Here is an 18122-nt window from a genome sequence, read left to right as displayed (position 1 = left end):
GACCTCACGAACCACCCCGGACATCGTCACCGTCAGTGACGACAAGGTGGCCGGCTCGCCGTGACGTGCCGGCCACCCCCGGGCCCGATCAGGATGGAGCGACATGGGCGGACGGATTCTGGTCGCCGAGGACGATCCCAAGCAGGCCAACCTGATTCAGCTCTACCTCGAGCGCGAGGGACACACCGTGCTGGTGGTCAGCGACGGGCGCAGCGCGCTCGACCAGGCCCGGAGCCGCCGTCCAGACCTGGTGGTCCTCGACGTGATGATGCCGGTCATCGACGGACTCGACGTGTGCCGGATCCTACGCGCCGAATCGGACGTGGCCATCCTGTTGCTGACCGCCCGTACCACGGAGGACGACGTCCTGCTCGGCCTCGACATCGGCGCCGACGACTACATCACCAAGCCGTACAGCCCGCGCGAGCTCACCGCCCGGGTGCGGGCCCTGCTCCGGCGGGCCGGTGTCGTCACCGCGGGAACCCAGGCGGTGCTGCAGGTGGGCGACCTGGAGGTCGACCCGGGCCGATTCGAGGTACGGGTGGCGGGTCGGCCGGTCACGCTGACCGCCAAGGAGTTCGGCATTCTCGAGGTGCTCGCTGGAGAGCCGGGACGAGCGTTCACCCGGACCCAGATCATCGATCGAGCGTTCGGCTTCGACCATTTCGTGCTGGAGCGTACGGTCGACGCGCACGTGATGAACCTTCGCCGCAAGATCGAGACCGATCCCGCGGCACCACGCTACGTGCAGACCGTCTTCGGCCGCGGCTACCGGCTCGCGGCTCCCCGGCCGGGGTCGGCCGACCTCGGCGGCTCGTCGGTTCGGCAGTCGGCGGGTCGCCGGCCGTGAGTTTCCGGCTGCGACTACTGCTGCTGGTCGTCCTCGTCGCGGTGACCGCGACCGTGGCGACCGCCTGGCTGACCCTGCGCCAGGCGTCCCAGCAGGTTCTCGACTCGGCGGCGGCCGACCAGACACAGGTCGACCTGGTCACCGGACAGCTGACCCGGTACGGCCAGGAACACGGGACGTGGACCGGGGTGGTCGACCTGGTACGGGATCTGCGATCCAGGACCGGCCAGCGGATCCACGTGGTGACCGAGTCCGGTGAGGTGCTGGTCGACACCGACACCGAGGAAGGCCGCTCGGCCCGTCCGCTCGGCAGCAGCAGCGCCATCGTCGATCCCCGGCCGACCTTGCCGCTGACCGTCGCCGGCCCCGATGCCACGAAGACCACCGCCATGGCGATCGCCGAATACCGCCACACCGCCCGGTACGCGGCCTGCCTGACGGCCGGCGGAGTCCCGCTGGAGCGCTCGTCCGGCTACCTCGGTCTGCCGCAGTTCGCGCCCGTGTCGCCGGGGCAACCGGACCTCAGAGAGATCATGGCGAACTGCGACAGCGTCGCCGTCGCCGCTGACGACGCCGAGGCGACCGGGCAGGTGAAGGCCTGCGGCACGGCCTCCACGGACAGGACCGAGAGAATCCCCGTGCCCGCCGATGCACAGCGCCCGCCCGCCGATACAGCGACCCGCGAGGACCAGCTGCGCTGCCTCGCCGGCGCGTTCACCGAGGGGATCCGTGACGTGACGCCCGTGCCGGTCCGGATCTATTTCGGTGCCCGTGGGGAGGCAGCGCGCCCGGTGGCGACCGGTCCACTGCTCGCCGCCGCGGCCGGCGTGGCGCTCGTGGTCATCCTGGGCACCGCCGTGTTGAGCCATCGGGTGCTGCGTCCGATCCGGACCCTGACCACCGTGGCCCAGCACCTCGGCCGGGGAGACCTGAACAGCCGGGTCCCGGTGCAGGGCAACGACGAACTGGCCAACCTCGGGCGCTCGTTCAACCGGATGGCCGACTCACTGCAACGCGGTGAGGAACGACAACGGCGGCTCGTCGCCGACGTGGCTCACGAACTACGCACCCCGCTGGCCAACCTGCGCGGCTACCTCGAAGCGCTCGCCGACGGGGTGATCGCCCCCGACCCGGAACTCTTCGCCTCCCTGCACGAGGAGGCCGTGCTCCAGCAGCGGATCGTCGACGATCTGCAGGACCTGGCGCTCGCCGAGGCGGGGAGACTCACCTACCACCGGGTGGCGGTCGACGTCGCCGAACTCCTGGAGACCTGCCGGGCCACGCACCGGGCACGAGCCGAGGCCGCCGGGGTGGCCCTGAGCGTCCACGTCGCACCGGCCGCCCAGCCGGCCGCCTCGGACGCGCCGGCCGGGCCGGCGGTGGTGAACGCCGACCCGGACCGGCTGCGGCAGGTCCTCGGCAACCTGATCACGAACGCGGTGCGGGCGACCGCGTCCGGCGGCAGCGTCGCCCTGCACGCCGGCCGGACCGACGCGGTCGCCGTGATCCGGGTCATCGACACCGGCACCGGCATCGAACCCTCGGCGCTGCCGCACATCTTCGACCGGTTCTGGCGGGCCGACCCGGCCCGCGGGCGGCACACCGGTGGCGGCGGGCTCGGACTCGCGATCGCCCGGCAGATCGTCACCGACCACGCCGGCACCATCACGGTCGCCAGCCAGGTCGGCGTCGGCACGACCTTCACCATCACCCTGCCCACCCTCGTCCGATGACGTCGGCGCGGCTGTCGGCGTCCAGGCAGCCGCCGAGGCACACCCTCACGCCACCCGCCACCGCCGCACCGCTGGAGCCGAGCGGGCCGCACCCTCGTGCGCGGCACGGCCTACCGCAGGAAAGGATGTGACCATGACCGATCCCGAAGCCGCACTCCCCGGGCGCGTTGTCGTCACCGGGGCCAGCGGCAAACTCGGTCGCGCCGTGGTCGCGCACCTGCGCGCCGTGGGCGTCGACGTGCTGGCCGTGGACCGCGCCGCCGGGCGCGACCCCCGCGAGGTCGACGGCGAGTTCCTGCTCGTCGACCTCACCGACTACGGGCAGGTGGTGGAGGCTTTCACCGGCGGCGCCGACGAGCACGCCGGCAGGGTCGACGCCGTCGTGCACCTGGCAGCGGTGCCGGCCCCCGGGCTGTTGCCCAACGCGGCCACCTTCGCGAACAACTCCGCCGCGACGTACAACGTCTTCGCCGCGGCCAGGGCGGCAGGGATCAAGCGGGTGGTGTGGGCGTCGAGCGAGACCGTGCTCGGGCTGCCGTTCGACACCCCGCCGCCGTACGCGCCGCTCGACGAGGAGTGCCCGCCGCGCCCGGAGTCGACCTACTCGCTGAACAAGGCGCTCGAGGAGGAGATGGCGCGGCACTTCTGCCGATGGGACCCCGAGTTGGTCATGGTGGGCCTGCGGTTCTCCAACGTCATGGACGTCGAGGACTACGCGCAGTTCCCGTCCTTCGACGCCGACCCCCGGCTGCGCCGGTGGAACCTGTGGGGCTACATCGACGCCCGTGACGGTGCCCAGGCGGTCGAGCGGGCCCTCGCCCACGACCAGCCCGGCGCCGACGTCTTCATCATCGCCAACGCCGACACGGTCATGAGCAGATCCAGTGCCAGCTTGATGGCCGAGGTCTACCCGGGTGTGGAGGTCCGCAAGGAACTCGGCGAGCATGAGACCCTGCTCGGCATCGACAAGGCACGGCGGGTGCTGGGCTACGAGCCTCAGCACTCATGGCGCAACCACGTGGACCGCTGACCGCCGGCACCCCCGACCCCGGGCGGTGGCCGGGCAACCCGTCCACGCAGTGGCGGTCCGGGGCCGGAGCCGCGGACCGCCACCGCCTACGGCGAGCGCTAGTTGAACTGGAAGTTCGCCGAGTGGGTGGTGCCGTCGATCAGCGTGACCTCAAGGCGTCCACACGTCTTCGCCAGCGACTTGTCGGTCTTCCAGACGTACTGGTACTGCTTGGTGACCGGGTCGTAGGTCAGCGTGCTCGCGCCCGCCGTGACGGTCTGCTGGACCACCTCCTGCGCGGCCGAGGTGTTGCACGTCGTGGCGTGCAGCTCGGGGAAGCCCGACGCGAGAACGGCGAGCCCCTGATCGCCACCGAGACCGAACTTGACCGGGACGGCGCTGCCGGCCTTCACGACGTTGACCTTGTCGGCGCTGACCGGCGAACCGAAGGGCTGCCAGTCGTAGACGACCTGGTAGGTGACGCTGACCGGGGCGGCCTTGTTGCCGGCACGGTCCCGACCGCCGGAGCAGGTCGCGGTGAAGAACCCGACGCTCGGACCGCCGGTGACGGACAGGGCGGCGGGCGCAGCGACCCCGCTGTCGCTGTCGGTGGTCGAGCAGGCCGGCGTGACCGTGGTGCCGAGGGTGATCTGCTCACCCTGGCTGACCCCGGTGACCGTGACGGTGGGCGGCGTGACGTCCTCGTCCTCGGTGACCGCCTTGTAGGCGTTGACCAGGCCGTACCCGAAGAAGCCGTTGACCTTCGGGTTGTTCGGGTCGACCTTGCACCGGCCCTGCGTGTAGTCGGTGCCGGAGGTGGGGCAGGCGAGCGGAATGGCCTGCTTGCGCAGCAACTCGGCGATGTAGTCGGGGGTAGCGCCGGGGTGCTTGGAGACCAGTAGCGCAGCGACGCCGGCCACGTGCGGCGAGGCCATCGAGGTGCCGGACAGCGTGCGGTAGCTGGCCACCCCGGTCGAGGGCGAGGTGGAGTAGATGCTCGACCCGGGCGCGGCCACGTCCACGACCCCGAGCCCGAAGCTGGAGAACGACGAGCGCGCCGGCTGCGTGGTCAGGCCGGGGTACCAGGGCCCGACCGCGTTCGCCGGGGCGGTGGGCTGGGTGGTCGACGACACCGACACCACGTTGGGCAGCTCCGACGGCAGGTCGAGGCAGCTCGGGTCGAGGGTGCGCCGGATCGGGGTGGTGTCGTCCGGGCTGGTGGTGTCGACCGTCTTGTTGGCGAGGTCCTGGTTCTCGTTGCCTGCCGCGGCGACGTTGAGGATGCCGCGATCGGTGGTGTAGTTCACGGCCCGACGGACCGCCTCGACGACCGGAGCCTGGTCGGCCTGGCTCTCACACCAGTACAGCCACGGGTCGATGTAGTAGCTGTTGTTCGTGACCTGGATGTCGTGCTCGGCCGCCCAGATGAAGCCGCAGATCGCGTACTCCGGGTAGATGAAGCCGGAGGAGTTGACGACCTTGATGGCGGCCAGCTTCACGCCGGGCGCGACGCCGACGATGCCGACGTTGTTCTTCGCCGAGGCGATCGTGCCGGCCACGTGCGTTCCGTGGTAGTCGGCGGTGAGGCTGCTGGGGCGCCACGCGCCGGGGGTGGTGTCCGGGGCGCCGGTGCCGACGCAGTTCACCGACTTTGACTGATCCACCACCGGGGCGAGGTCCTGGTGGTTGGCGTCGATCCCGTCGTCGAGAACGCCGACGGTGACGGTCGAGCTGCCGAGGTTGACCTCGTGGGCCGCCCGTGCACCGATCAGGATCATGTCGCTCTGCCGGGTCGCGTTCTCCAGGGCGTCCGGCACGTAGGCGTCGACTTCCTCCGTGTCCTCCGCCATGGCGGGCAGGGCGGCGGTCCGGGTGGCGCCCGCGGAGAGGACGGCGCCGCCGTGCGCGACCGCCTTCACCTTCTGGGCGAACGCAGGATCGGTGGAGCGGGCGATGACCACGCCGATCTGCGCATACGAGACCATCACCTGGCCGCCGGCCTCGGTGACCGCTGCGGCGGCATCCGTCGTCTGCGCCTTGCCGACGGCGTTGACGACATAGCTGAGGTTGGGACCTTCGGCTGCCGCCGCGCTCGGCGCGAGGACCGCACCGAGCGCCGCAAGGACACTGGTCGCTGTGCTGACGATGAGGGCATGTCTGCCCAACCTGGAATTCATTCCGGGCCTTCCGAAAAGAGGGTGAGGGGGTCACCCGATCTTGGGTTGAGTGATGATATGGCGAGCAATTCTCAGCGCACACTCGGCTGGATGGTTGATGGCCGTGGCCAGGTGAAACGCCTATGACCTTCGGTTAATCGGTCAGCCTGCCGGTCTGATATACCGGCATTTGGCCCTGCTGGTTTCATGCGCTTCGCATGCTGCTCGACCAGGTCGGCGACCTCGGCGGGGCCGACCGGCGTGGCGCTATTCGAGGCTGGCCAGTTCGTCCGCGGACAGGCGAAGCGCGCCGGCGGCCACGTTCTCGACCAGGTGATCCGGGTTGCCCGTTCCCGGGATGGCCAAGACGTGCGGCCCGCGACTCAGCGTCCAGGCGACCCGGACCTGGGCGGGCGTGGCGCCGTGTGCGCGTGCGACGGCGAGGACCGTGCCGTTGTCGGCGACGCCGCCGGCCTCCCGTCCCTTACCGGCGAGCGCGAAGAACGGCACGAACGCGACGCCCTGCTCGCCACACGCGCGGAGGGTTTCGTCGCTGGTGCGATTGTCGATGCCGTACGCGTTCTGCACACACACGACGGGGGCGATCGCCTGGGCCTGAGCGAGATGCTGCGGGCGGACATTGGAGATGCCCAGGTGCCGGATCAGGCCGGCGTCGCGCAGCTCGGCAAGCGCACCGAAATGTTCGGCGATCGAGTCGAGGCCGTGCTGGCGCAGGTTCACCACGTCCATCTGGTCGCGGCCGAGCTGGCGCAGGTTCTCCTCGACCTGCCCACGTAGCTGATCCGGCCGGGCCAGGGGCAGCCAATCGCCCGACGGATCCCGGCCGGGGCCGACCTTCGTGGTGATGACCAGATCGTCGGGGTACGGCGCCAGCGCCCGGTTGATCAGCTCATTGGCCGAGCGCAGCGAGGAGAAGTAGAACGCTGCGGTGTCGATGTGGTTCACCCCCAACTCGACCGCCCGGCGCAGCACACCGATGACCCGGTCGCGGTCGCTTGGCGTGCCGAGGTTGAAGGCGGCGCTGCCCGTCAGTCGCATCGCGCCGAAGCCGATCCGGTTGACGGTCAAGTCGCCGAGCGTCCACGTACCCGCCGCAGCCGCGGTGATCTTTCCAGTAGGCATCGGACGAACATAGCCATGGCCCCTGACCTGCGCAGTCGGTCGTGTGCCCGATGGTGCCACGCCAAGATCCCTGTCAGATTTCTTAGCGTCAGGGGAGCACTGCAACTGTCCCGGCGGCCCGGACAGCTGATGGCAGGCCCGCTTAGGGCCCGGCCTGGCCGGCCGCGCGCAAGGGGCACCCCGTGCCGATCCGCGCGAGTGCCTGGTACGACCTCGTCATCACGGCCGGCTTCGCGACGCCGTGGACGTATGCGCTGCTGCACGGCACGCTGTCGCAGTTGGGTAGCGCGCTCGGGATCAGCGGTCGTAGCCGTGCACGTCACCATCGCCGTTTCGCCGGCTCCCAAGGTGACCCGCAGGTGGCCCGCCTGGACCGGCCCACGGTGGAACGGAATCCGCGCCAGCTGCCGTCCGGAACTGTTTCCCGAGTCCTCCATTGGCAACTTCTGCCCGCCTGCGGACCGACGACCGCGCGGAGGAAGATCAATATTGAAACAAGTTTCAGTCTCGTAACGCATTGACCGGCGGCCAACCCTTTGGTGTCGTGAACCTCGCACCGCAAACGGTTTCACCCGCACGCGCGGAGGAGTTGCCATGCCGCTGATCAGCCGTCCCGCCATTACCCGACGAGGGCTGTTCGGCCTGGGGGCAGCCACCGCCGCCACGACACTCGCCGGCACCGCTCGGCCGGCGCCGGCGGCGGCCGTGGAGACCGCCGGGCCATCGGGGGACGCCTCCACCGAACTCCTGCAACAGTGGCGGGAGGCCCCCGGCTGCCACCCGCTGCTGCCGGACGTGTCCGCCGCCGGCTACCGGCTCGGCGAGCGCCCGCCGACGCCCCCGGTCATCGCCAAGGTCACCGACTTCGGCGCCCGCCCCGACGGGACGGACTGCACGGCGGCATTCAACGCCGCCGTACGTCACGCGGGCGAGCGCGGCGGGGGAGTCGTCCTCGTACCGCCGGGGACCTACACGCTGTCCGGGCCGGTCTGGATGCACTGGTCTTCAGTAGTGCTGCGCGGGGCGGGCCGCGACTCCACCGTGCTGCACTTCACGCGCCACCTCGAGGACGGCTACCGGCCGAACCGCCAGCCTAACGGAAACAGCCGCTGGTCCTGGACCGGCGGCCAGATCTGGTTCGTCTCGCCCGAGCGCCGCGCCCGCTGCGAGGCCGAGGACTACGCAGGAACCGAAGGGTGGCTGCTCGGTGACGTGCTCGCCGAGGTCGGCGTCGCCTCCCGTGGTCAGCGGACCCTCATGGTGTCCGGCACGAGCCGGCTGACTGCCGGGGACATGCTCGTCCTCGAGTGCCAGAACCCGGCAGACGCGAGCCTGTTGAAGCATCTCGCCGGCGACGTCCCCGGCACCCGGGACTACGACTGGCCACGCGGCGCGCCTCAACTCGTCACCGGATCCGGCGGGCAGTACGTGCAGTACGCGACCCTGCAGTGGCCGGTGCGGGTCGAAGCGGTGCTCGGCGAGCGGACCGTCCGGCTGGCCCAGCCACTCAAGTACGACCTCCGGCCCGGATGGCCGGCCCGGCTGCGCGCCATCGGCCCCACCGTCCACGACGCCGGCGTCGAGCACCTCACGATCAGGAACGAACTCGTCCCGCAGACCGCGCACAACAGGCATCCGGGCTCGAACGGGGTGTGCTTCCAGGCGGTCCATGACTGCTGGGCGCGGGATGTCCGCGTGGAGAACTGCGACCTCGGTTTCGGACTCACCTCCGCCAAGTCGATCACCATCACGGGAGTCACCGTCGGCGGACGCGCCGCCCACCACAGCTTCGCCTGCCGCATGCAGTCCAACGACAACCTCGTGGAAGACTTCGAGATCGAACGGTTCACCGTCCCCGTTCCCTCAGACGCCATCCATCACGGGCTCAACCTGGAGGGACTGTCGGCCGGAAACGTCTACCGAGGCGGCCGCATGGCCGAGGGGACCTTCGACTCCCACCGGGCAATGCCCTTCGAGAACGCCCGGACCAACATCACGCTCGAGAACAACGGGCGGGTCGGTGGCTCCGCCGCGTCGGGTCCCCTCTTCGGCGCCCGGATGACCCACTGGAACGTCCGCATCACCAACGGCCGCCAGTACGCGGTCACGATCGCCGACGTGGCGCCGCGCAGCCTCACGGTGGGCGTGCAGGGCGTCGAGTACACCAGCAGCGGGCTGACCCGCGATTTCTCCGGCGACCTGGAATCGCTGCTCGCCGCCCACGGGTCAGCACCGTCGGTCGAGGACCTGTACGTGGCGCAGCGCGGACGGCGCTAACGATCTTTGGTCGCTAGGACGCCGTCTGCTGCGCGGCGGAACTGGAACGTACGTGGGAGTCGACGCGGCTCAGTTCTGCGGCGGATGGCCGGAGAAGCCGGACAGAGGAAGGGATTTGGCCACATCCGGTCAGGTACTAGCGACTCGCTTCGATGGCTCGATACTCTGACTCGCAGGATTGCCCGACGTGTCGTCCTGCGCCATTGCGCCGGAAGCCGGGCACCGGCTAGGCGCGCACGCCCGCCCCGGGGCTGGAGAGCACTGGCGACCAACGGGGCGGCGGCCGGGCTGCCGGCACCATGCCGGGTGGTGCGCTGGGAGGGACTCGTGCCCGCGTTGTGAGGCACGAAGCCCCGCAGCTCGTCTGGGCAGCGCTCGCTCCGCTCTTGAAGGGTCTTGCCGAGTAAGGGAAACGACGACAACCAAGGAAAAGGTTTACCCACGCCTTGGTCAAGCAATCGAGGAGGCTTCCCATGCCGAGCCAACCGAGCCGCCGCACGTTTCTCCGCAGCATCGGCGCCGTGGGGCTGGCGGCCTATGCGCTGCCGTCCGGCAGCGCCGCGGCGTCCCCGTTGCCGCCGGGCAACCCGTGGGCCCGGGCCGAGTACATCAGCGGCAAGGTGCGCCGCCCCCACTTCCTCGACCGCTCGTACGACATCCGGCAGTTCGGCGCCGTTGGCGACGGCGTCACCCACTGCACCGAAGCGATCAAGCGGGCCATCCAGACCTGCCACGCCGCAGGCGGCGGCCACGTGGTCGTGCCAGCCGGTCGGTGGCTGACCGGTCCGATTCACCTGCTGAGCAACGTCAACCTGCACGTCACCGCCGACGCGGTGGTGCTGTTCAGCCGGCGCCCCGCCGACTATCTGCCCGCCGTGCTGACCCGGTTCGAGGGGGTCGAACTCTACAACTACTCGCCGCTGATCTACGCGTACGAGCAGGAGAACATCGCTGTCACCGGCTCCGGCGTCCTCGATGGCCAGGCCGACATGGAGAACTGGTGGCCCTGGTGCGGTGCGGCCAAGTTCGGCTGGAAGCCGGGTGACCCGCGGCAGACCGAGGCCAGGAATGCGCTGTTCGCGCAGGCCGAGCAGGGAGTTCCCGTCGAGCAACGGGTGTTCGGCGACGGCGGCTACCTGCGGCCGTCCTTCGTCGAGCCTTACCGCTGCCGCAACGTCCTCATCGAGGGAATCACCATCGTCGGGTCACCGATGTGGGAGATACATCCGGTGCTGTCCGAGAACGTGCTCGTGCAGGGTGTAACCGTCAACTCGCACGGGCCGAACAACGACGGCTGCAACCCGGAGTCCAGCCGCATGGTCGTCATCCGTGACTGCACGTTCGACACGGGAGACGACTGCATCGCGATCAAGTCGGGACGGAACGCCGACGGTCGCCGCGTCAACGTGCCGAGCGAGGACATCCTCATCGAGGGCTGCACGATGCGCGACGGCCATGGCGGCGTGACGATCGGCAGCGAAATGTCCGGCGGTGCCCGCAACGTTTTCGTGCGGGACTGTGAGATGTCCAGCCCCAACCTCAACATCGCGCTGCGGTTCAAGACCAACAGCGTTCGCGGTGGCTTCATCGAGGCCTTTCATGCCCGCGACCTGACCATCGGGGAGGTCGGCGGGTCCGTGATTGACATCAACTTCTTCTATGAGGAGGGTCCGGGCCATGGCTTCAACCCGATCGTCGGCGACATCGACGTCCGCAACGTCATGGTGGGGAGCGCGACCCGGGCGCTGAACCTCCGCGGCTACGCGGACGACCACGTCAGGGGGATAACCCTGACCGACATCGACTTCGGCGCCACCAGCCAGCCCAACGTCGTCGAATACGTCGATGACCTCGTCCTCAAGAACGTCCGCCAGAACGGCGTGGAGCTGGTGATCTGAGCCTGGCCCGGAACCGAGCCGAAGAGTGTCCCGGCGGTGTTCGGTCCCACGGTGCTCTGGAAAGGCCGGAGATCGTCGTGCTCGCCGGGCCGGTTGGTGCCCGGCACAGCGAGGTGGCCGCGCCGACTGGATGACGCGGGACGAACGCGCCGGCCATCAGTTCGGCTGCTCCTCGAAACATGAACGGTAACGACACGCACACCGGAGGTCATACCGATGAAGAGGCGAGGTAGGAGACGGGTCATGCTTGTCGCGGTGGCCGCGCTGGTGGTCGCAAGCGCACCACGCGTGGCATGGGCAGATCCCGTCGAATCTCGGCGAGCACGGCGGAACGGCGTTCCACCGGGACCGTCGTTGTCGCCAAACAGAACAAATCCGGCATGATAAAAACTGTCGGGACCTCGACCATCACTGTCAGGAACGGCGTGACCGTTCAACAACTCAAGGCGCAGATCGTCGCCAAGGACACGTCGAGACAAAGCCACATCGTGGTGAACAAAGATCATCAGGAGAAGCGGTCGGGCGTCATCGCCGACGGCGATCAGTTCCAGGTTACCGCCGAGAACGGCGAGGACCGATTCGCTTATCGGTTGGCAATCTACGATCCGGTCGCCAAGAAAAGAGACGGCGCGTACTGGAACGAGGACCAGTACAACGAGATAGACCAGACGGTCAACGCCAACACGCCGACCTTCAAAGACAACTATTGCGACATCACCGACCCGAAGTATGCCGGCCTGGTGCGACGCGTCACCGAGACATTCTACGTCGGAAATCAGGCCGACAACCCGGCGAACAAGACGTCACCGTTGGTCGCAAGCTCGCAGGAGGTGTGGTACTACACCGAGGCGATTCATGCCGCGATCAGAGACTGTCACGAGAGCGGCGGTGGTATCGTCGTCATCCCCGCCGTGGGTTCACGCAACGCCAACGGCGCCTACTACTCGGGGGCGATAACCCTCCTGAGCAATGTCAACCTGCGGATTGAGACCGGTGCCGTGGTCAAGTTCATGCGGAACAAGACCAACAAGTACTACCCGGTCGTCCTGAGCAGTTATGAGGGGACCGACTTCTACAACTTCTCTCCGCTGATCTACGCGCTCAACCAGACGAACATCGCGGTCACTGGCGGCGGGACCCTCGACGGCCAGGAGGACATGTGGAACTGGCGACCGTGGAAGAAGGGCTACTGGGGTGAGCCGTCGGTGGAGAACAAGAGCCTCGACGCTCCGTACGGTGAAAACGGCATCCTCAACCAGATGAACTTCGAGGACGTGCCGATCACGAAGCGGATATTCACCGACGACGGGCATATGCCCAGCGCGATCCCGGTGATCGACGGGGACACGGTAAAACACGTTCCGCCGCCAGCGGACGCGGTGGCCATGAAGTCCACCTTCCGGCCGCATTTCATCGAAACGAACCATTCTCGCAACGTCCTCATCGAGGGCGTGAAGATCAGGAATACGCCGTTCTGGATCGTCCACCCGCTCAACTCCGAGAACGTACTCATCAGAGACCTCGACATCTACAGCGACAAGACCAAAGACTTCGAGGCCACCGGCTGGAACAACGACGACGGAACCAACCCGGAGTCCTCCAAGAACGTCGTCATGGAGAGGAACCGGGTTACGGTCAGCGATGACGGTGCCGCGATCAAGGCCGGCCGAAACGTCAATGGCAGGCTGCACCGGCAACCAAGCGAGAACATCATCGTCCGGGACTCGCTGTACAACAACGACAACATCGGCACCTACTCCGCCGCGATCTCGATGGGCAGCGAGATGTCGGGAGGAATCCGGAACGTGTTCATCGAACACAACGAGTTCGGTGGACCTGGGCTGGCGATGATCCTGAAGATCAAGACGAACTCGTACCGGGGTGGATTCGTCGAGAAGATCTACCTCCGGCACAATCTGCTGAAGATGGCGCGGTCCGCGATGGTCCAACTCGACAGCAACTACTCCGAAACTGTGTCGTTCCCCAACGCCGACATCTTCAACCCGACGGTCCGCAACATCTACCTGGACGACGTCAACACCGCGCCGACGATGACTCCGGGCAGAACCACGTTCCAGTTCTCCAGCGCAGCCTCGCGTTCACCGGTGGAGAACGTCTACTATCGGAATTCGACCTTCCACACGAGCAACACACTGCAGGCCGCATTCAACTCGAACAAGAACATAAGAAACCTGGTTGTCGAGAATGTAACCTACCTCGACCCGTCGACCGGAGCGGAGACGGTTTACAACACGACACCGCTGAACGTCCTGGACGAGGCGGTAGCTCACGCAGGCGATGAGACCGTGCAACTGACGCCGGTGAGCGTCGGCAACCCGAATGTGATCAACAAGGTCTCCGGACACAGCTTCACGATCACCGGCCAGGTCGACCTGTCCAAATACCCCGGCTTTGTAATCGGTGGCACGGCCCGCATCTTCGTGGACAGGAGTGGCACGGCGATTCCGGTGACCGTGAACGCGGACGGCTCCTTCACGAGTGGCACGATCACGCTGAACGACGACCAGTACTGGTACACCGATCGTCACTATGTCGCGCTGAACCTGTTCAACGGAATCAACATCAACACGATCGTCTACCACGTGGCCGCGGACGCATGAATCTCTTGAAGTCCCTGACCATTCTCGCCGGGTGGCCGCACCGACGGCCACCCGGGAGACGGTCTCGCGCCCCTATTCGTGCGGCCAGGCGACGCCTCGTCCTCGACGGTCGATCCCGCAGATGCTGCGTCGGCGGTTCGGCGACCTGACCACCGCCCACGTCGCCGACGGCTGCCTGCAAGCCGGCGTCCCGGTGCAGTGCGGGCCGCCCGGGACGCGGCCGGTGGTAACCGGCGGACGGGCCGTCGCGGGGTGGGTGCTGCCGACCCGCCACGTCGGCAGCGTCGACCACTTTCTCGAGGCCGTCAACCGGGCCGCGTGGGCGACGTGCTGGTGGTGGACATCAGCCGGCGTACGGGCGAGGCCTGCGTCGGCGACCTGATGGGCCTGGAGGCGCAGGCCGTCGGCCTGGCCGGCCTGGTGGTCGGGGCCTGCACCGGGACACCGTCGACATCCGGGCGGTCCGGCTGCTGGTGTTCAGCCTCGGCGCCATCCCGACCGGCCCACTGCGCCTCGACCCCGGCCCCCGGACGCGCTGACCTCGGCTCGGGTGGGCTGTGGACGGTCGATGCCGGCGACGTTGCGCTGGTCGACGAGGACGGCGCGCTGTTGTGCCGGGTGGACCGGGTGGGGGAGGTGTTCGACCTCGCGGAGTCGATCAGGGACGCGGAGCGACGGCAAGCCGACCGGAGTGAGCCGGGGAGCTGCGCGCTCAGATTGGCCTCGGGGCACATCTGGCCGCCCGCGCCGAGAATTCAGCGCCGACCTTGCGGAACACCTGCGGGCAGTGGGGCGGGGCGATCGAGGAGTGAACTTGGGGACGGGTGACCGGCGAAGCCGGCCACCCGCCCCCGTTCGTCCGTCACAACGCCGGGGCAAGCCCCTCCCACCGAACCACCCAGCCCTCCGGGAACCCGGGTGCGGTGCCGTCGGCGCCGGCCGCACCGCCCGGCACGTCTGGGGAGTCACCCCAGCCCGCGCACATCATCGCAACGGCGTAGAGCAGCCCGCCCGCGGCCGGGAAGTATGGCGAAGGGACCCCCTTCTTGCCACTGGCCGGCAGCCCAGTGTCGGTGAAGCCGAGTCGCTCGTGCAGCAGGAAGTCCACCGCCCGTACAGGGTCCCCCAGGCGGGCGGCGTTCATCGCCAGCAGCGGGAAGTCCCAGCTGTACAGGTCGGTCACCGGCCACGTCTCGTACACCTTGGCGGTGGTCGCCCGCATGGTCTCGACGTCCACGCCGTCGCCGGGCAGCATGCCGTACGGGGCGACCGGGTCGGGGTGGTTGGTGTTGAACCGGGTCCACATGTCCGGCACACCCTCGTAGAGCACGTACCGGCCGTCCTGCACGGGCAGCGGCGCCAGCCGGGTGAGCACGTCGTCCCACCGCGCGTCGCGGCCCAAACCGAGGCGTTCGCGCCACTGCTGGGCGATCCGCAGCCCGAACCGCCAGTACGACAACTCGAAGGTCGGGTTCGTGGTGGCCCCGGCGGGGTTGCGCTCGTTGGCGCACATCAGCGGCGGCCCTAGAACATAACGGCCGGTGCCGTCATCGTGGGCGAACGACGCCATGAACTCGGCGCTCTCGAAGATCACCGTCTGCCACTTGAGCAGCGTCCGGCGGGTCGGGTGGGCCTGGTAGTCGAGTTCGGCCAAGAAGATTGGGTGCGGCTGCTGCCAGAGCAGCAGGGCGGTCGGCACGTTCGGCGACTCGCGTCCGGTCGCGTCACCGACCGCGGTGGTCATCTTCGGCCACCGGGCGCCCCGGAAACCCTGCTCGGCGGCGAGCTGCCGGGCGCGCGGCAGGAACCGGGAGTAGATGTCGGTGCTGCGGTCCAGCAGCGGCCACCGGTCCCAGAGCGCGTAGTGCGCGGCGTGCCACCAGTACATTTCCATGTGGAACTTGCCGTACCAGCCGTTGTTCACCAGGCCCGACTCCTGCGGCGGCTCATTGCCCGCCTCGTTGACGGCCAGGTGGTACTGGCTGAGCACGATCCGCCGCTCCAGTTCCCGCCACCGGGGATCGCTGCTGCCGGACAGGTCGACCGCCCCTCCCGTGTGCCAGAAGCGGGGCCACCAGGACGCGCTCTGCGCCGACACCTCGGCGGCTGGTGGGGCCGCCCGGTCCACCTCCGGTGCGAAGTGGCAGGTGAGGTCGAGCCGCTCGGAGCGCCCGCCGGTGATCCGGTAGCGGTGCCGCGCCGGGTCCTCCCGGGTCACCGTCGCGCCGGCGGTGAAGGCGAGTGCGACCTGGTACTCGGTCTCGTCCAGGACGTGCATGATCACCGCGCCGGCGGCGCCGCGGGAGGACAGGGTGGTGGTGTGTGCCTGCGGCCGGTCCCAGAAGCCGACGTACGGGGCGGAGAACTTGTCCTGCCCGGCGGCGGTCGCGTAGGGAAAGTCGAGGAATACCGTGAGCCGGCCGAGCGCCACCAGGGGCGAGGTGATCCGGACGCCGACCGCGTCGATGCCGGGGTGGCAGGAGGTCTCCACGGTGACCGGATGCCCGTCCAGCCGGAAGCTGCTGTGCAGCAGCCCGGTCCAGGTGTCCAGCCGCTGCACCGTGTCGGTGAGGTCGGCCTCGGTGGCCTCGGTGCCGTCGGCCCTCAGCAGGTGCAGGCCGATCCGGCCGAGGTTGATCCGGTGCGGGTTGCCGCGCAGCCAGTTGTGCAGCTCCGGCTCGTTCTTGTCGCCGGTCCAGTAGTAGACCGGCCGGCCGTAGGTGTCCCAGACCGTGCCCTTGTAGTCGGCGACGGTCTTCCCCGGCGGCAGGGCGTCGCTGTGCCAGCCCCAGTCGGACAGGGTGGAGAACGGGACGAACGTCTGCAGGCCGGTGACGTCGGCGCCGAAGGCGAACCGGCCGTTGCCCACCTGGACGGGCAGTTCCCGGTCGCTGGTGTACCGGACGATCGGGTGGCGGGAGACCACCGCCCGCCGGTCGATGCGCGGTCCGGGCTGCGGGGGCGCCTGCGCCGCTGCGGCCTCTGCGGCGAGGACCTGGGCCATCAACGGAGCGGCGGCGAGCGCGCCGGCTCCCCGCAGGACAGTGCGTCGGCTGATTCTGGGTTCTTCGGTCATTTGCGCCTCTCCTCGGGCGGGACGATGCCTCGTGGTTCGGGCGAACGTGAATCGATTCAAGGACCCGGGTCACGCTACAAAGGCACCGGCGGCGACTACAACCCTTGCCGGCGAACTCGGCCGGATCCGGCCACCCGCCCCCGGCCACGCAGCGGGCTTCGCGAGCATGCTCGCGGGGCCCGCGGGCACGGTTACCAGGAGGCCGGCTCGCCCTTCTGGTACAGCCACGTCGAAGAAGGCGTCGAGGTTTTCCGGTGGTGTTGGTGGTCTGCAGGCGCTCGTCGCGTTCGCTGCGGCCGCGCCGCTCAGGCGCGGCGTTCCGCTGGGCCGGACGACTCGCGAAGCACCAGCTCGGTAGGCAGACGGATCGCCTCGCCCTCGCCCTGTCGTGCGGCGAACTGCTCGATCACGAGCTCTACCGCGAGCCGACCGGCGTGCGACCCGGGTCCAGCCAGGGTGGTCAACGAGGGATGGACGAAGTCGGCGGCGAAGATGTCGTCGAATCCGATCACGCTGATGTCGGCCGGGACTCGAACACCGCGCTGGGCGAGGCGTCGGATGATGCCGATCGCCAGGAGGTCGTTGTGAGCTACGACCGCCGTCACATCGGTGCGTAGTGCTCCGTCGGCGGCGGCCCCGCCGTTGGCGACGTTGGGGGTGTACGGACCGATCCGGTGTGCCGTCAGACCGTGCGCTTCGGCCCCGGCGCTCAGTGCCGCCCAGCGCGCCGCACCCATCCAGGAGCTGGGTGGCCCGGCGCAGTAGGTGAGGCTCTGGTGCCCGAGCGAGGCCAGGTGTTCCAGGATCTGCTGACAGCCCGCGGCGGTGTCGAACGTGACGCTGGTCAACCCGGGCAGCTCTCGATTGAACAGGACGATCCGGTGCAGTTTGGCGAGGTCGCGCAGGACCTCGTCGCGGAGTCGGCTGGAGGCCAGCAGGAACCCGTCCACGCCAGCGGCCAGGTCGCGAATCTGGTTCTCCTCGATGCGCCGGGATTCCTCGGCGTTGACGATCACGAGAGTGACGTCGGACGCCTTCGCGCGCTGCTCCGCGCCGCGGATCAGCTCGAAGAAGTGGGGATTGGTGATGTCGGACAGCACCATGGCGATGGTGCGGTGGCGTGGACCCGGAAGGGCGCGGTTCTGCGGTCTGTGCTGGTAGCCCAGCTGTGCGGCGGCAGCGACTATCCGCTGTCGCGTCGCTTCGTTGACCCGGCCGGGCTTGTTGAACGCCCGGGAGACCGTCGATGCGGCCACGCCGGCAGCTTGCGCGACATCGAAGATGGTGGGCTCCACGAACGCATCTAGTCACGACAATGGCAATTCTGGCAATACCTTGCAGAAGTTGTCGCCTGGTTCC

12 protein-coding genes are annotated in these 18122 nt (G+C 68.7%); 8 read left to right on the top strand and 4 right to left on the bottom strand.

The annotated features are described in order from the left end of the window. Positions 1-103: 103 nt before the first annotated feature. The 3 genes from ACGF4F_RS13155 to ACGF4F_RS13145 all read left to right on the top strand — a co-directional run bounded on the left by ACGF4F_RS13155 (position 104) and on the right by ACGF4F_RS13145 (position 3613). The gene (locus ACGF4F_RS13155) at positions 104-850 is read left to right on the top strand and encodes a response regulator transcription factor (RefSeq protein ID WP_357443590.1); all 747 of its coding nucleotides are present in this window, start codon (positions 104-106) and stop codon (positions 848-850) included. Beyond that, positions 847-2583, top strand: a complete 1737-nt coding sequence (locus ACGF4F_RS13150) for an ATP-binding protein (protein WP_393077287.1) — start codon at positions 847-849, stop codon at positions 2581-2583. Before ACGF4F_RS13155 ends, ACGF4F_RS13150 begins: the two co-directional genes overlap by 4 nt. A 133-nt stretch (positions 2584-2716) precedes the next feature. Beyond that, positions 2717-3613: an NAD-dependent epimerase/dehydratase family protein gene (locus ACGF4F_RS13145; protein WP_393077284.1), complete on the top strand. Its 897-nt coding sequence runs from the start codon at positions 2717-2719 to the stop codon at positions 3611-3613. Between the two features lie 98 nt (positions 3614-3711). Here the strand turns inward: ACGF4F_RS13145 and ACGF4F_RS13140 are convergent, their stop codons facing one another. Together ACGF4F_RS13140 and ACGF4F_RS13135 are read right to left on the bottom strand one after the other, a co-directional pair. Further along, positions 3712-5757, bottom strand: coding sequence for a S8 family serine peptidase (locus tag ACGF4F_RS13140; protein ID WP_393077281.1), 2046 nt, complete (start codon positions 5755-5757; stop codon positions 3712-3714). A gap of 258 nt (positions 5758-6015) precedes the next feature. Further along, positions 6016-6891 (bottom strand): oxidoreductase, encoded by an 876-nt coding sequence (locus tag ACGF4F_RS13135; RefSeq protein ID WP_393077278.1) that lies wholly within the window; start codon positions 6889-6891, stop codon positions 6016-6018. 182 nt (positions 6892-7073) lie between these two features. Here ACGF4F_RS13135 and ACGF4F_RS13130 point away from each other — a divergent pair, with 182 nt between their 5' ends. The 5 genes from ACGF4F_RS13130 (at position 7074) to ACGF4F_RS13110 (ending at position 14069) form a co-directional block, all read left to right on the top strand. After that, positions 7074-7412: a hypothetical protein gene (locus tag ACGF4F_RS13130; RefSeq protein ID WP_393077276.1), complete on the top strand. Its 339-nt coding sequence runs from the start codon at positions 7074-7076 to the stop codon at positions 7410-7412. Between the two features lie 73 nt (positions 7413-7485). Further along, positions 7486-9168 (top strand): glycosyl hydrolase family 28-related protein, encoded by a 1683-nt coding sequence (locus ACGF4F_RS13125; RefSeq protein ID WP_393077273.1) that lies wholly within the window; start codon positions 7486-7488, stop codon positions 9166-9168. Positions 9169-9641: 473 nt separating this feature from the next. Further along, positions 9642-11066 carry a glycoside hydrolase family 28 protein gene (locus tag ACGF4F_RS13120; protein WP_393077271.1) on the top strand — a complete coding sequence of 475 codons (1425 nt, stop codon included), beginning with the start codon at positions 9642-9644 and terminating at the stop codon, positions 11064-11066. A 293-nt stretch (positions 11067-11359) separates the two neighbouring features. Continuing rightward, entirely contained in the window at positions 11360-13687 is a 2328-nt protein-coding gene (locus ACGF4F_RS13115; protein WP_393077268.1) for a glycoside hydrolase family 28 protein, read from the top strand. A 31-nt stretch (positions 13688-13718) separates the two neighbouring features. Next, positions 13719-14069, top strand: coding sequence for a hypothetical protein (locus tag ACGF4F_RS13110; protein ID WP_393077265.1), 351 nt, complete (start codon positions 13719-13721; stop codon positions 14067-14069). Between the two features lie 480 nt (positions 14070-14549). Here the strand turns inward: ACGF4F_RS13110 and ACGF4F_RS13105 are convergent, their stop codons facing one another. Both ACGF4F_RS13105 and ACGF4F_RS13100 read right to left on the bottom strand, forming a co-directional pair. Further along, positions 14550-16763: a hypothetical protein gene (locus ACGF4F_RS13105; RefSeq protein ID WP_393077262.1), complete on the bottom strand. Its 2214-nt coding sequence runs from the start codon at positions 16761-16763 to the stop codon at positions 14550-14552. A gap of 305 nt (positions 16764-17068) precedes the next feature. Further along, the gene (locus tag ACGF4F_RS13100; protein ID WP_357443568.1) at positions 17069-18058 is read right to left on the bottom strand and encodes a LacI family DNA-binding transcriptional regulator; all 990 of its coding nucleotides are present in this window, start codon (positions 18056-18058) and stop codon (positions 17069-17071) included. Positions 18059-18122: the final 64 nt, after the last annotated feature.

It is taken from the genome of Micromonospora sp. NPDC047740 (assembly GCF_043204735.1).
Lineage (GTDB): Bacteria > Actinomycetota > Actinomycetes > Mycobacteriales > Micromonosporaceae > Micromonospora.
The sequence above is the reverse complement of the archived record's forward strand: the minus strand, read 5'-3'. Positions and strand labels throughout refer to the sequence as shown.